Source organism: Terriglobales bacterium (assembly GCA_035454605.1).
In the GTDB taxonomy this organism is placed as follows: Bacteria; Acidobacteriota; Terriglobia; order Terriglobales; family Acidobacteriaceae; genus DATMAB01.
The window spans coordinates 1-13,822 of record DATIGQ010000085.1 but is presented as its reverse complement, the minus strand read 5'-3'; the positions used below and the strand labels follow the sequence as shown (position 1 = coordinate 13,822).

Genomic DNA, 13,822 nt, shown 5'->3' with positions numbered 1-13,822 from the left:
GTGAAGATCGCCTTCGGCACCGATACGGGTGGCTTTCCTTGGACCGAGCCCATGGCGCAGGAGTTCACGCGCATGGCGGAGTTCGGCATGACGCCGGCCGAGGCCATCCGCTCGGCCACCTCGCGCGCCGCGGAGCTGCTGGGCATGCAGGGCAAGCTGGGCGTGATTGCGCCCGGCGCCTACGCCGATGTCATCGCCGTCGCGGGAGATCCACTGAAAGACGTTCAGGAGCTCGAACGGGTAAAGTTCGTGATGAAGGACGGAAAGATCTACTCATGTGCGATCTGCGATATGCGATCTGAGAAGTAATCGCTCATATCACCTCGGCCGTGCTCGGCGGTCTCGGCGGTGAATCTTTTCATCCGCCGGCTATTGACACGCGGCCGTTCCGGAGCATAATGCAGGCTTCCAAATCGGCCAGGGAGGTGAGCTATGGGCATCCTGAAGCTGTGCGATGAAGCACCGGCCACCGTGGGCATGAAGGCCAGCGTGAAGGACGCCATCCAGGCCATGCTCGATCACCGTGTGGGTGCGGTCGCTCTGGTGGATGACCAGGGGCTGGTAGCCGGCATCTTCACCGAGCGCGACGTGTTGCAGAAATTCGCCCTCAGCGGCAAGGATCCTGCGCGCACTCTCGTCAAAGACTTGGCCACCACGCCGGTGGAGATGGCGGGCCTGGAGATGTCCGCCAGCGAAGCGCTCAACGTCATGCTGGAACGCCACATCCGCCACCTCCCCGTCGCCGACGCCAACGGCAGGCTGCTGGGCATTCTTTCTATCCGCAACCTGCTGCAGTCGCTGGTGGACGACCTTTCCCATCAACTGGATGCGCTGGAAACCTCGCTGACCAACGACGCCCAGGGCGGGTGAAGCATGTGCGCTCAGCGTGCGGTACTTGGGCTGTGCCTTGTCCTAGCCTCTTCTTGCTCTGCCTTCGCTGCTGAATTAACCGATGAACAGGCTCGATCAAGGGCAGTATCTGCCCTCCGCGAAAGATTAGGTGAGCACACTCTAGTCTTTCCTCGACGTAGTGAGCGATTTGAGGAGCAGTTTCTCGACTTCACGGCGTCTCTGGGGATTTACGTTTTCGAAGTGAGTCGTAATGGATGCCTGCCACGGCAGGAAAAGACTGCCGAGTGGTCGTGCGTTGTAACCGTGGATGCGGATCCTCGATGGTACGTCGCAATTTCGCGGTCCGATGGGCAAGCTTTTCTTCTTTCGGGCTTCGAGGATTCCGCCCAAGAATTTGGGCGCATGGCCAACGCACTAGGCGTTCGCTTGTCGACGGAGGACGAAGCACGAAACTATGTTGAGTTTTACCTTGAGCTCATTTCAGGGCCCGAAACGAGGTACGATGATCCCGCTCTTCGGCTTGTACACTCAGATTTCAGTGTAAAACAACTAGCAGAGAGCAACTTCCGTTCGGCCTACGGTTCTGAACGACATTGGCAGAAGGAGTTTGAAAGATGGTGGAAAGATTTCCTAGCCCAACGACCGAAGACTGACTTCGCTTCAACATCTCAAGCGAACGAGAGTGGATTCAAGGTTTCAGTCAAGACGCTAAGCCCTATCAGGTACTGGGTGATCGGACATAGGCTTCTGACAAAGGAGCCCGTCCTTCAGGAACACACGCTGACTATCAGTCGCGAAGGCAAGATAGAGTCAGTAGAGGTTCTCAGGCTTTTTCGACGGTAGCCTCCTTTCGTTCACATGATGGCCCGCGCTAGCCCACTGCTATAATCAAGAATTGCGCTCATGCAGAAGACGCTACCAGTGCGTTCCACCACCGTCCTGTGCGTGCGCCGCGATGGCGCCGTGGTCATGGCTGCCGACGGGCAGGTCACCGTCGGCCACGACGTCCTCAAGCACACGGCCAGGAAGATCCGGCGGCTCTACCAGGACAAGATCCTGGCCGGCTTTGCCGGCTCCACGGCGGACGCCTTCTCGCTCTTCAGCCGTTTCGAATCGAAGCTCGAGCAGGTCCATGGCAACCTGGGACGGGCGGCCGTGGAGCTGGCCAAGGACTGGCGCACGGACAAGATTCTCCGGCACCTCGAAGCGTTGCTTCTCGTTTCGGACAAGACCACGACCTACCTCATCAGCGGCACTGGAGACATCATCGAGCCCGATGACGGCATCGCGGCCATCGGCAGCGGCGGGCCTTATGCGCTTTCCGCCGCCCGCGCGCTCTACGAGCACACCCAGTTGCCGGCAAGAAGAATCGTTGAGGAAGCCATGAAGATCGCCGCCCGAATCTGCATCTATACCAATGAGCACATTACCGTGGAGGAGTTGTAAGCGTTCCGCCCTGTGGGAACTGAGCACGAGGCCATGGCCATCTACTTACCCGGAACCGCGGAGGAAGAACAGGTCGTCCTGGACGAGCTGACGCCGCGCGAGATCGTCAGCGAGCTGGACAAGTACGTCGTAGGGCAGAAGGCGGCAAAGCGCGCCGTGGCCATCGCGCTGCGCAACCGCATGCGCCGCCAGAAGCTTCCGTCGGACATGGCGGAAGAGATCATGCCCAAGAACATCATCATGATCGGCCCCACCGGCGTCGGTAAAACGGAGATCGCCCGCCGCCTGGCCCGTTTGGCCAATTCGCCCTTTCTCAAGGTCGAGGCCTCGAAGTTCACCGAGGTGGGCTACGTGGGCCGCGACGTGGAGTCCATGGTGCGCGACCTGGTGGAGATCTCCATCGAGATGGTGCGCGCGGAAAAGCTGGAGGACGTGGCGGACCGCGCCGAGCTCAACGCCGAAGAGCGCCTGCTCGACCTGCTGCTGCCGCCCTCCGCCCCGGGCTTTGGCGCCTCCGGCGACGGTGGCGAGAGCTACACCCGCAGCCGCGAGAAGCTGCGCCAGCAACTGCGCGAAGGCAAGCTCGATGACCGCGTGGTGGAGATCGAGGTCCGCGAGAAATCGTTCCCCACCTTCGAGATCGTCTCCAACCAGGGCGTCGAGGAGATGGACATCAACGTGAAGGACATGCTGCCCAACATCTTCGGCCAGCGCACCAAGAAGCGGAAGATGAAGGTCAGCGAAGCCATGGACTACCTGGTGCAGGAAGAGGAGCAGCGCCTGGTGGATATGGATCAGGTGCAGCGCACCGCCCTGCAGCGGGTGGAACAGAGCGGCATCATCTTTTTGGATGAGATCGACAAGATCGCCGGGCGCGAGAGCGGCCACGGCCCTGACGTCTCGCGCGAAGGCGTGCAGCGCGACATCCTGCCCATCGTCGAAGGCACCACCGTGAACACGCGCTACGGCATGGTGCGCACCGACCACGTGCTGTTCATCGCCGCCGGCGCCTTCCATGTCTCCAAGCCCAGCGACCTCATCCCCGAGCTGCAGGGCCGCTTTCCCATCCGCGTGGAGCTGCACTCGCTCACTATCGAGGATTTCATCCGCATCCTGACCGAGCCCAAGTCGTCGCTGGTCAAGCAGTACACCGCGCTGCTGGAGACTGAGAACCTGAAGCTGGAATTCACCCCGGAGGCGCTGCAGGAAGTGGCGCGCTTCGCCTTCCGCGTGAACGAATCCACGGAGAACATCGGCGCGCGGCGCCTGCATACCATCATGGAGCGCGTGCTCGATGAGATCAGCTTCGAGGCCCCGGAGATGAAGCAGCGCGAGATCACTGTGGACGCCGACTACGTACGCAAGATGCTGGCCGACATCGTCAAGGATCAGGATCTGTCGCGCTACATCCTGTAGCTCTCACTCCACCACCGCCAGCGTCTCCCCGGCATTTACCGCCGCGCCTTCGCTGGCCAGAATCTTCCGCACCACGCCTTTCTTCGGTGACTTGAGCTCGTTCTGCATCTTCATGGCTTCAATGACCATCAAGCCCTGTCCGGCCTCGACGGCGTCGTTCTCCGCTACCAGCAGCCGCACGACCTTGCCGGGCATGGGCGCTACCAGCTTCCTGGGGCCGCCGCCTGCCGCCGCGCCCGTGCGCCGCGACTTCAGGGTGCGCGGGTCGCGCACTTCCGCCTGTCGGCGTACGCCGGCCAGCACCACGTGCACATCACTGCCCACGATTTCCCGCTGAATCTCGTAGGAGCGCCCCCCGACCAGCAGCGAGAGCAGATCGCGCTCGGGAAAGACAGCGTCCAGCTCCAGCTCCCGGCCGTCCAGGCGGCAGCGCCAGCCGTTGGGCTGGTCGCCGCGCTCCAGCTCCACGCGGTAGGTTTGGCCGTCGATGCGTACTTCGTAGGTCATTCCCGTTCGCGCTGCGCCTCCCGTCGCGCCGCCTGCTTCCATCCGGAGGGACGCTCCCCGGCCGCAGGACGCGCGCCGAACCCGTTCGCGCTGATGCCCAGCGGCTGCGTCGCCATTCGTCCTCCGGCTTGAAATACCGCCGCGGCGATGGCGGCGATCTGGTCGGCGCTCAGACCATCGGCCGCGGACGTAGGCGCTTCTTCGCCCGCTTCCAGCAGCCGGTCGAGGAAACCCGTGTCGAGCTCCCCGGCCAGGAAATCCGGATTGCGCAAGACGCGCCGGAACAGCGGCAACGTGGTCTTGATGCCTCCCACAAAGTACTCGTCCAGGGCGCGGGTCAGGCGCGCCGCCGCCTCCGCCCGCGTCGGGGCGTACGCCACCAGCTTCGAGAGCAGCGGGTCGTACTCCAGGGGCACGGTCCAGCCCTCGTAGATGCCGCTGTCTTCCCGGATGCCCGGACCCGACGGCGTTAGCAGCCGCGTGATTCTTCCCGGCGAGGGGAAGAAGTTGTTGTCCGGATCCTCCGCGTAGATGCGGCACTCGATGGCGTGGCCCCGCATCTGGATTTCATCCTGCGCGAAGGAAAGGCTCTCGCCCGCGGCGATGCGGATCTGCCACTGCGCCAGATCGAGCCCGGTCACCAGTTCCGTCACCGGATGTTCCACCTGCAACCGGGTGTTCATCTCCAGGAAGTAGAAGTTGCGGTCGGCATCCACCAGGAACTCCACCGTGCCGGCGCTGGTGTAGCCGGCGGCGCGCGCCACGCGCACTGCCGCCTCACCCATCCGGCGGCGCATCCCGGAATCCACCAGGGGCGAAGGCGATTCCTCGACCACCTTCTGGTGGCGGCGTTGCAGGGAGCACTCGCGCTCCCCCAGGTGAACCAGGTTGCCGTGCTCATCGCCCAGCACCTGGACTTCGATGTGACGCGGCCGCGCCAGCAGCTTCTCGATGTACACCTCGGCATCACCGAAGGCGCGCTCAGCCTCGCTTTGGGCGTCACGGAACGCGGCAGCGAGTTCCTGGGGAGTGTTCACGCGGCGCATGCCTTTGCCGCCTCCCCCGGCCGCAGCCTTAAGCAGCAGCGGGTAACCGACCTTGGCCGCAACCTGTCCCGCTTCCTCGACCGATGCCAGACCGCGCGCCGTTCCCGGCACCAGCGGTACCCCGGCCTGCTCCATGGCCTGCCGGGCCCGCGTCTTCGAGCCCATGCGTTCCATGGCCTCGGCCGTCGGGCCAATGAATTTCACGCCCGCGTCCGCGCAGGCGCGCGCGAACCGAGCGTTTTCGGAAAGGAAGCCGTAGCCGGGATGGATGGCCTCGGCCCCGCTGCGCCGGGCGGCCTCGAGGATCTTCCCCACGTCCAGGTAGGACTCCGCCGCGGCCGCCGGCCCGATGCAGTAGGCCTCATCCGCGCGCCGCACGTGCAGCGCCGCACGGTCGGCCTCGGAGTACACGGCCACCGTGGCGATGCCCATCTCGCGGCAGGCGCGCAGCACGCGCACCGCGATCTCACCCCGATTGGCGACCAGGATCTTGCGGAACATGGATGGCTGCCCCCAGGCGGCTCTTGGGCGGCGTCTCGATTCTAAAAGGAAAGGCCCCTCGCATCGAGGGGCCCTGCCTTCTGAGGAGGACTACCAACAACTACTGGTTGATGACCACGCCGCCGGGCGCGTGTTTCTCCGCTTCCTCGAGCCGCTTCTGCTTCACGGCCATCGTCTTCTCTACCATCTCGTCGGCCATTTTGAGCAGCTCGGCCCGCATCTCCGGGTTGTCGCACTGGAAGTCGGCCTTCTCCCGGTAGAGCAGGTTGAGATAGGCCATGGCGTCGTCGTAGTCCGGACGGATGTCGATGGCCCTCTTGAGCAGGTCGATCCCTTCCTCCACCCGCTCGGAGTTGGCCTGCACCACCTCCGCGCAAACCTTCTTGTCTTTCAGCGCCTCGGTCGGCTGTAGGCCCAGCGCCGCCCGCTTCTCCATGCGCAGCGCGTAGCTCTCCGTCCAGTCGATCACCGCGATGGAATAGTAGGTCTCAGGGTCGTTGGGATCCACTTCCAGCACTTTGCGGTGATATTCCTTCGACTTGTCGAACTTCTTCATGTTGAAGTACAGCGAGGCGATGCCCTTCAGGCTGGTGAGATCGCGGGGGTCGTTCTCCAGCACCTTGGAGTATTGCTCGATGGCCAGCTCCGCGGTGCGCATGTTCTCCGGGCTTTCCACTCCCGGTATGAACTGCTGCGCATAGGCGGTGGCCAGGTAGAGCTTGGCGTTCTTGAGCTGGGGGTCGAGCTCGACGGCTTCCTTGAAGCGCTCGATCGCGTCTTCGTACTTGGCCTGTTTGTAGGCCTGCACACCCTTGTTCAGGCGATCGCGGGCTTTGAGCTTGTTGCAGCCGGAAACGCCCAGCGCCAGCATAGCCAGAGCCGCGACCAGCAGGATGCGTTGTGCGATTCTCATCTCGGTTGGTTCTCCCTGACGGGCTTTACTGGCCGGCCTCGATCCTGGCCGTGATCAGGCCCACCTTGTCCACTTGAGCGGAGTGCGCAATATCGATGACCTGCGCCACTTCGGCGAACTCGACGTCATCATCTGCCTTGACGAACATCACCCGCTCGGCGCGCGTCTTGTAAACATCCTCCAGGCGGGTTTTTAGCGTCTCCCAGGTGACTTCGTCCTGATTGATTTTCAGCGTCGGGCGGCCCGGCCCCTTGATCAGCTGCACCACGATGGTGCGATCCACGGTAGGCGGCTGCGGCTGTTGGTTGGGTGGGGGCGGCTGGGGTACCAGCGCATCCAAGCCCTTCGGCGTGAGCGGCGTGATCACCATGAAGATGACCAGCAGCACCAGCATGACGTCGATCAGCGGCGTGATGTTGATGTCGGACTTGGGACCGCCTCCCGGTCCACCGATTGAGATTGCCATACTTGTCTCCTCTTACGGCTGACCGCCGGTCCCGCCGGCAGGCGCCGCGCCTTCCTTGCCGGCCAATGGACGCCGCTGCTCGGTCAGCAGGCCGAGCTGGTCCACGCCCGCCGAGCGCACGTTATCCACCACTTCGACCACGTTCTTGTACCGCGCCCGGGCGTCGGCGCGGATGTACACCCGCTTGTCCACCCGGTTGGCGATGCGGTCCTTGACGCGCTGCGTCAGCTCGTCGGGATTGATCTGCTCGGTGCCGAAGAACACTTTGCCGTCACGCATCACGGCGATCAGCAAAGCGTCTTCTTTGTCGGCGTCGGGCATCTGGACCGGATTATCGGTCTTGGCCAGGTCCACGCTCACGCCCTTCTGCAACATGGGCGTGACCACCATGAAGATGATGAGCAACACCAGCATCACGTCCGCCATCGGCGTCACGTTGATATCGGAGTTGATCGGCAACTTGCGCTTGACTGCCATGCTTCGACTCCCTCGGCCGTCTTACGACGCCCGCTTGACCTGCCGCTTCTTCAGGAAGTAGTCGATCAGCTCGCTCGAGGAGTTATCCATCTCCACGTCGAACGCTTCCACCTTGCTGGAGAAGTAGTTGTACATCATCACCGCCGGGATGGCCACGAACAGCCCGATGGCGGTGGCCACCAGGGCTTCGGAAATGCCGCCCGCCACGGCGCCCAGACCGGTCGCCTTCTGCTCGGAAATCTGCTTGAAGGCGTTGAGGATGCCCACCACCGTGCCCAGCAGGCCGACGAACGGGGCCGTGGCGCCGATGGTCGCCAGTCCGCCCAGGCCGCGCTTCAGCTCGGCATGGACGATGGCCTGCGCCCGCTCCAGGGCGCGCTTGGAGGCCTCGATCTGCTCGCCCGCCAGCTCGGTGGATTCGGCGTGCGCGCGGAACTCCTGCAAGCCCGCCGTCACCACCTTGGCCAGGTGGCTCTTCTTGTTGCGCTCGGCCACCCGGATGGCTTCATCCAGCTTGCCTTCGCGCAGCGCACCCGCCACCTGCGGAGCGAACACCCGTGACTGCTTGCGGGCCGCGCTGTAGGCGATCCAGCGGTCGATCATCACCCCGATCGACCACGCCGACTCGATGAACAGGATCACCACCACGATGCGCGCCAGCCAGCCCATCTGCCTCCACAGCGAGATCGGATCCCATCCCACCTGGCCGCCGCCCTCCTGGAGCATCCACATCGCCACCAGGGGCGACTGGGTGAGAACAAAGGTTGTTAAGTTTGTAAGCACCATGACTCGGTTTTCTCCTCCTCAGAACCTCGTAAGACCGACTGCAGTCTTTTGCGGCCGTGATATTACCTTGCCGGGTGGGCTCGCGCCGTTCCGGGCCTCCGCCCGCCCGGTTCCCAGCCTTGAACACGTCACCGGAAAGGCGGGCCGCCTTCCCGCTTCAACTCGCTTAACCACCGGCCAGCGTAAAGTTGACCGTGATCGTGGTCTCCACTTCCACCGGCTCGCCGTTCAGAAGGTACGGACGATAGCGCCACTGCCGTACCGCGTCCAGCGCTGCCTGCTGCAGCATGGGGTGGCCGCTGACCACACGCAGATTCTCGATGACTCCCGTCTTGCTGATGATGGCCTGCAGCACCACCTGGCCTTGCACGCGGGCCATCTTGGCCATCGACGGATACAAGGGCTTGGGCTGGCTGATGGCGTTGCCCTCTACCACGCCCTGCGATACCCGGATGCGCTGCGGGGTGGCGGCTTTGGGCACGGCCACCGTGGTCGAGCCGATAATGCCGCCCAGCACTCCGCCCATCGAACCGCCGGGCACGCCGCCGGGTACGCCACCCACCACACCGCTCATCGATGACACCGGCGGGGGCGCTTCCTCTTCCTTGATCATGGCTACTTTTTCGGGAATCTTGGTCGGCGAACGGAGCTGCCCGTCGATGATGTCGGTCTGCACCACCTTGACCGCCCGGATCACCTCTGCCGGCGGGGGTGGGGGCGGCGGAGGCGGCGGTGGCGCCACCAGAAAGGTCGTGAGCTGTGTCTTGGGCAGGGCCTCGGTGTAGATGAGGGGGATGAGGATCATAATCAGGATCAGGAAGCTTTGCAGCACGAACGACAGCATGGTCGTCCATTTCTGCTTGGTTCTGAACCTGTTTGTAGATTCGATCAGGCTGTCTTCAAACATGGCCTTTTCTCCCTTGCCTGCACTCCCTCACTACCCTTAGACACCGCAGGGACCTCCTTTGGTCAGTCCCCCCCTGGGCCCCCGGCGAGGTCCAGTATCTTACGCCTTTGCGCGGATTTTTTCTCGCTCCCGCTTGGAATCGGCCGTCACCGGCACCGGGCCCCTTCCTTCCCTGGACCCCTTCCGCTCGTAGTACAGCACCACCAGCGGACCCGCGATCCCGAAGGTGGAGTAGGTCCCCACCAAAATCCCCACCACCAAGGCGAAGGAGAACCCGTTCAGCACCTCGCCCCCAAAAAGGTACAAGGATAACACCGTCAGGAATGTCAGGCCCGAAGTCAGGATGGTGCGGCTCAGGGTCTGATTGATGCTCTTGTTCACTACCTCCGCCAGCGCCACCCGGCGCATCAGCTTCAGGTTCTCCCGCACCCGGTCGAAGATGACGATGGTGTCGTTCATCGAGTAGCCCACCAGGGTCAGGATCGCGGCGATGACCGTCAGCGATATCTCCTTGTTGGCCAGGGAGAAGGCCCCGATGGTGATCAGGGTGTCGTGGAAAACAGCCAGGACGGCGGCGGAACCGTACACCGGCTCGAAGCGCACCGCAATGTAAATCAGCATGCCGGCCAGCGCGTAGAGGGTGGCCAGCACGGCCTGCCGCCGGAGCTGGGCGCCCACTTGCGCGCCCACGATCTCCACGTTGCGAACCCCGAAGTCGGAAACAAAAAACTCTTCCTGCAGCACCGGCAGGACGGCGGCATCGACGTGTCCCCTCAGCTCTTCCACCGAGCGGAGCACACCGCCGCGTTCCTGGTCGCGATAGGCGGCGATGTCTCTCGCCACTTCGGCGTAGCGCGTGGCGGCATCGCTGCCGGCCCGCAGCGGGTCGCGCGCCAGCAGACGCTCCTCTAAGACCTGGACGCCGGTGTTGTTCAAGTCGAGTTTGCCCGCGGGGATGTTCTTGCTCAGGGCCTGGATGATGGCCACTTTGCCCTGATCCAGGGCCTCCTCGCTGGTCGCCTTCTGCTCCAGGGAGATGATGACTTCGTTGTTGGCCGGCTGTCCATAGCGCTGGATGCGGGCGTTGGCCAGCCCCGCCTCCTGCATGTCGGCCCGGATCTGGTCCTCATTCGGGGCGTGCGCAAACTTCACGTACACCAGCGTGCCGCCTTTGAAATCCACCCCCAGCGGGACACCTTCCCACACCCGCCAGGAGCCCGCACGCACGCCCATGGAAACCAGGCCGACCAGCAGCAGGATCGCGGAGCCGCCCATGAAGAGCCACTTCCGGCCCAGAAAGTCGTAGTTCGCGTTGCGAAACAGTTCCACTCGTCGTCCTTCTTCTAGATGCTCAGGGCCGCGCCCCGCTCCTTGCGTTGCAACACGGAGTCGAAGATCACCCGCGAAACGAACACTGCCGTAAACAGGTTGGCCAGCAGACCGAAGGTCAGCGTGACCGCGAAACCGCGCACCGGTCCGGTGCCGAAGATGAACAGGATGGCCGCCGACACGATGGTGGTCACGTGCGTGTCCACGATCGTGAGCCAGGCGCGTGCGAACCCCTGGTCCACCGCCGAGGGTGGCGTCTTGCCGCTGCGCAATTCTTCCCGGATGCGCTCAAAAATGAGGACGTTGGAATCCACCCCCATGCCCACGGTGAGAATCACTCCCGCGATGCCCGGCAACGTCAGCGTGGCCCCGCTCAGCCCCAGGAATCCCAGCAGGATCACCAGGTTCAGCAGCAGGCCCACGTTGGCGTTAATGCCCGCCCAGTGGTAGTAGAGCAGCATGAAGATCATCACCGCCACCAGGCCGATGATGGCCGCTTTCACGCCGTCCTTGATGGAATCCGCGCCCAGCGACGGCCCCACCGTGCGCTCCTCGCGATACTGGATGGAAGCCGGCAGCGCGCCCGAGCGCAGCTTGAGTGACAGGTCCTGTGTCTGCTGATCCGTAAAGCTGCCGGTGATGCGGCCCTGGTCGCGGATCGGCTCTTCGATGCGCGCGACCTCCACCACCCGGTTGTCCAGCACCACGGCCAGGCTGTCGCCTACGTGCGCGCTGGTGAAGGCATAGAAACGACGGCCGCCCTCGCCCGTCAGCGTGAAGTTCACGGCCGGCCGGCCGTACTCGTCGCGCGTGGGCCGGGAGTCGCGCAATTCCTGCCCCGCCACCGCCGAAGCGCGCGAGATCAGGTACCACTCTTCCTGCGGACCGCCCTCACGGCGCGCGCTGGTCGCACCCCGCATCAGCACCGCGTCGGCCGGCAGGATGCCGCCGTTGGCCGCCATCGCCTCCTGCTCGCTGCCATAAGGACCGCCCAGCGACTGCCGGATTTCCAGCAGCGCCGTCGACTGCATGATGTCTTTCACCCGCGCCGGGTCGTCCACGCCCGGCAGTTGCACCAGGATCTGGTATTGGCCCAGGCCATGCTCCTGGATCACCGGCTCACTCACTCCCAGCGAATCCACGCGGCTGCGGATAGTCTCGATGGCCTGCTGCACGCTGCGCTCTTTCAGCTGCGCCAGCGCCTGCGGCTTCATGCGCAGCGTCCAGCGGTTCTCCGCCCCGCTGAGCATGTCCCAGTCCGGCAGCATGTCGGCCACCACGCGCCGCAATTCTCCGCTCGACTCCGGCGGAACGCCTGCGATTTCGATCAGTTCCGGCTCGTCCTTCTCGTTGGGCAGACGGATCTCGGCGTACACGATGTTGGCACGCCGCAACTCGTCTTTCAGCCGCTCGATGACCCGGTCCGACTCCGACTTGACCGCTTCGTTCACCACCACCTGCAGGATCAGGTGGGTACCGCCCTTCAGGTCCAGGCCCAGGTGGATGCGGCTCTGGATGCTGGCCGCCAGGCCTTTGCCGTCCCAGCTCTTGGGTATGCCGATGATGCCGAAGGCGAACGCCAGCACCACCACGGCGACAAAAATCGTCTTGCCCAGCAGGTTCTTCTTCATGAAGGATGAGTCGCCCTACGAATCTCTCGGTTTCTCCCGCTAGTTCTTGCTTTCCTCAGCTTGGGCCACGGAAACCACCGCCGACCGCGCAATCTCCAGCCGCAGGTTATCCGGCGGCACCCGCAGGTGGATGGAATCCTCCCGCAGCCCGATGATGGTGCCGCGGATGCCTCCGCTGGTCACCACTTTGTCCCCGGCCTTCAGGTTGCCCAGCATCTCCTGCCACTTCTTCTGCCGCTTCTGCTGCGGCAGGATGAGCAGGAAGTAGAAGATGGCAAAGATGAAGACCAGCGGCAGCCACAACAGCCAGCCGCCGCCTTCCCCGCCGCGCTGCTGCTGCCACACTAAGAATCCGAAACTGTGCCAGACCGTCAAACTGAAAACGCTTCTTCAGGCGTCCAAGCGCACCCGGAGCGCTTTGCCGCTTCGCCTGTCACCTGGAAAATTCTGAAACGGCTCTCCCGGCGTCCTGGCCTTGCTCACTAGGCTGTCGCTGGTACGGCCGGAATCTTGGACCTGCCCTTTTTCCGATGGATTCGCGGGGAGCCTTAGGCTGTCTTGCAGTCACCGGACGGAAATCCGGCTCAATCCCCAAGTTTTATAGGATGCCGGACGCGCCGCATTGTGTCAAGGTAGAAGGCCAGGTTGTGGAGGGTGTTCAGCACCGCCGCCAGCGGCTCGCCGCTGGCGTACAGGTGCCGGAGATAGGCGCGCGAATAGCGGGCGCACACCCGGCACCCGCATTGCGGATCGATCGGCCCTTCGTCCTGCGCGTAACGGGCGCTCTTGATCTGCACCTTGCCCTCGGACGTGTAGAGCAGGCCGTGGCGTGCTGCCCGCGTGGGCAGCACGCAGTCCATCATGTCGATGCCCATCCCCGCATAGCTGGCAATCTCCTCCGGTGTCCCTACGCCCATCAGGTACCGCGGCTTGTCCGGGGGAAGATACGGCAGCGTGGCCTCGACCATTTCCCGCGTAGAGGTCCGCGGCTCACCTACACTCAGCCCCCCGATGGCGTATCCGTCAAAACCGATTTCTACCGTCCTCTCCGCCGACTCCCGCCGCAAATCGGCATGCATCCCGCCCTGAACGATGCCAAATAGCGCTTGACTCGTCGCTCCTCCCTCCTGCGTGTCATCCTGAGCGAGGCGCATTTGCTCCTCGCCGAGCGAAGGACCTGGGCGAGCGACCGCGCGCCCGCCGCCTTTTGCGGGCTGAGCGCGCGACGCGAGCATCCTTATTTCGGAACCCCACGGCACCTCACCCTTGTGTTCGTCGAAGTACCTCTTGCACCGCTCCGCCCACCTCAGTGTCAGTTCCATGGACTGGCGCGCCCGCCGCTCATCGGCTGGGAACTCCGTGCATTCGTCGAAGGCCATGATGATGTCCGCGCCCAGCGCGATCTGTGCCGCCGTCGCGCTTTCCGGGGTGAAGAAGTGCGTGGAGCCGTCGAGGTGAGAGCGGAATTCCACTCCCTGCTCGCTCAGCTTACGCAGCTCGTTCAGGCTGAAGACCTGGTATCCGCCGGAATCGGTCAGCAGGGCG

Annotated in this window: 15 protein-coding genes; 4 read left to right on the top strand and 11 right to left on the bottom strand. The window is 63.8% G+C overall.

Features of this window, described 5'->3' with window-relative positions; genetic code table 11:
* The 4 genes from VLE48_06340 to hslU form a co-directional block, all read left to right on the top strand.
* Positions 1 to 309, top strand: a 309-nt coding sequence (locus VLE48_06340) for an amidohydrolase family protein (protein HSA92614.1), incomplete at its 5' end; no start/stop codon positions are given.
* A gap of 123 nt (positions 310 to 432) precedes the next feature.
* Positions 433 to 870, top strand: coding sequence for a CBS domain-containing protein (locus tag VLE48_06335; protein HSA92613.1), 438 nt, complete (start codon positions 433 to 435; stop codon positions 868 to 870).
* 885 nt (positions 871 to 1,755) lie between these two features.
* On the top strand, positions 1,756 to 2,298 hold the full coding sequence (gene hslV, locus VLE48_06330) for an ATP-dependent protease subunit HslV (GenBank protein HSA92612.1): 543 nt from the start codon (positions 1,756 to 1,758) through the stop codon (positions 2,296 to 2,298).
* Positions 2,299 to 2,331: 33 nt separating this feature from the next.
* The gene (gene hslU, locus VLE48_06325) at positions 2,332 to 3,714 is read left to right on the top strand and encodes an ATP-dependent protease ATPase subunit HslU (GenBank protein HSA92611.1); all 1,383 of its coding nucleotides are present in this window, start codon (positions 2,332 to 2,334) and stop codon (positions 3,712 to 3,714) included.
* Between the two features lie 3 nt (positions 3,715 to 3,717).
* On the opposite strand, the gene VLE48_06320 is transcribed toward hslU, so the two are convergent.
* The 11 genes from VLE48_06320 to VLE48_06270 form a co-directional block, all read right to left on the bottom strand.
* Positions 3,718 to 4,221, bottom strand: coding sequence for a biotin/lipoyl-containing protein (locus VLE48_06320; protein ID HSA92610.1), 504 nt, complete (start codon positions 4,219 to 4,221; stop codon positions 3,718 to 3,720).
* Positions 4,218 to 5,768 carry an acetyl-CoA carboxylase biotin carboxylase subunit gene (gene accC, locus VLE48_06315; GenBank protein ID HSA92609.1) on the bottom strand — a complete coding sequence of 517 codons (1,551 nt, stop codon included), beginning with the start codon at positions 5,766 to 5,768 and terminating at the stop codon, positions 4,218 to 4,220. Before accC ends, VLE48_06320 begins: the two co-directional genes overlap by 4 nt.
* 100 nt (positions 5,769 to 5,868) lie before the next feature.
* The gene (locus VLE48_06310; protein HSA92608.1) at positions 5,869 to 6,681 is read right to left on the bottom strand and encodes a tetratricopeptide repeat protein; all 813 of its coding nucleotides are present in this window, start codon (positions 6,679 to 6,681) and stop codon (positions 5,869 to 5,871) included.
* A gap of 25 nt (positions 6,682 to 6,706) precedes the next feature.
* A complete protein-coding gene (locus tag VLE48_06305; GenBank protein HSA92607.1) occupies positions 6,707 to 7,147 on the bottom strand; it encodes a biopolymer transporter ExbD in 441 nt (146 codons plus the stop codon).
* A gap of 12 nt (positions 7,148 to 7,159) precedes the next feature.
* Entirely contained in the window at positions 7,160 to 7,624 is a 465-nt protein-coding gene (locus VLE48_06300; protein HSA92606.1) for a biopolymer transporter ExbD, read from the bottom strand.
* 21 nt (positions 7,625 to 7,645) lie between these two features.
* Positions 7,646 to 8,410 carry a MotA/TolQ/ExbB proton channel family protein gene (locus tag VLE48_06295; protein ID HSA92605.1) on the bottom strand — a complete coding sequence of 255 codons (765 nt, stop codon included), beginning with the start codon at positions 8,408 to 8,410 and terminating at the stop codon, positions 7,646 to 7,648.
* A 166-nt stretch (positions 8,411 to 8,576) separates the two neighbouring features.
* A complete protein-coding gene (locus tag VLE48_06290; protein ID HSA92604.1) occupies positions 8,577 to 9,254 on the bottom strand; it encodes an energy transducer TonB in 678 nt (225 codons plus the stop codon).
* A 162-nt stretch (positions 9,255 to 9,416) separates the two neighbouring features.
* Complete coding sequence (gene secF / locus VLE48_06285) at positions 9,417 to 10,646, bottom strand: protein translocase subunit SecF (GenBank protein HSA92603.1); 1,230 nt, start codon at positions 10,644 to 10,646, stop codon at positions 9,417 to 9,419.
* A gap of 14 nt (positions 10,647 to 10,660) precedes the next feature.
* Entirely contained in the window at positions 10,661 to 12,277 is a 1,617-nt protein-coding gene (gene secD / locus VLE48_06280) for a protein translocase subunit SecD (GenBank protein ID HSA92602.1), read from the bottom strand.
* A 39-nt stretch (positions 12,278 to 12,316) separates the two neighbouring features.
* Entirely contained in the window at positions 12,317 to 12,652 is a 336-nt protein-coding gene (gene yajC / locus VLE48_06275) for a preprotein translocase subunit YajC (GenBank protein ID HSA92601.1), read from the bottom strand.
* 209 nt (positions 12,653 to 12,861) lie between these two features.
* Positions 12,862 to 13,822: tRNA guanosine(34) transglycosylase Tgt (locus VLE48_06270; GenBank protein HSA92600.1), on the bottom strand; the 961-nt coding region annotated here is incomplete at its 5' end.

Bases quoted from the DNA above. Each gene is read 5' to 3' on its own strand.
- secD (HSA92602.1), bottom strand. From the start codon at position 12,277: ATGAAGAAGAACCTGCTGGGCAAGACGATTTTTGTCGCCGTGGTGGTG.
- hslU (HSA92611.1), top strand. From the start codon at position 2,332: ATGGCCATCTACTTACCCGGAACCGCGGAGGAAGAACAGGTCGTCCTG.
- hslV (HSA92612.1), top strand. From the start codon at position 1,756: ATGCAGAAGACGCTACCAGTGCGTTCCACCACCGTCCTGTGCGTGCGC.
- VLE48_06290 (HSA92604.1), bottom strand. From the start codon at position 9,254: ATGCTGTCGTTCGTGCTGCAAAGCTTCCTGATCCTGATTATGATCCTC.
- VLE48_06300 (HSA92606.1), bottom strand. From the start codon at position 7,624: ATGGCAGTCAAGCGCAAGTTGCCGATCAACTCCGATATCAACGTGACG.
- accC (HSA92609.1), bottom strand. From the start codon at position 5,768: ATGTTCCGCAAGATCCTGGTCGCCAATCGGGGTGAGATCGCGGTGCGC.
- VLE48_06295 (HSA92605.1), bottom strand. From the start codon at position 8,410: ATGGTGCTTACAAACTTAACAACCTTTGTTCTCACCCAGTCGCCCCTG.
- VLE48_06320 (HSA92610.1), bottom strand. From the start codon at position 4,221: ATGACCTACGAAGTACGCATCGACGGCCAAACCTACCGCGTGGAGCTG.
- VLE48_06335 (HSA92613.1), top strand. From the start codon at position 433: ATGGGCATCCTGAAGCTGTGCGATGAAGCACCGGCCACCGTGGGCATG.
- VLE48_06305 (HSA92607.1), bottom strand. From the start codon at position 7,147: ATGGCAATCTCAATCGGTGGACCGGGAGGCGGTCCCAAGTCCGACATC.
- VLE48_06310 (HSA92608.1), bottom strand. From the start codon at position 6,681: ATGAGAATCGCACAACGCATCCTGCTGGTCGCGGCTCTGGCTATGCTG.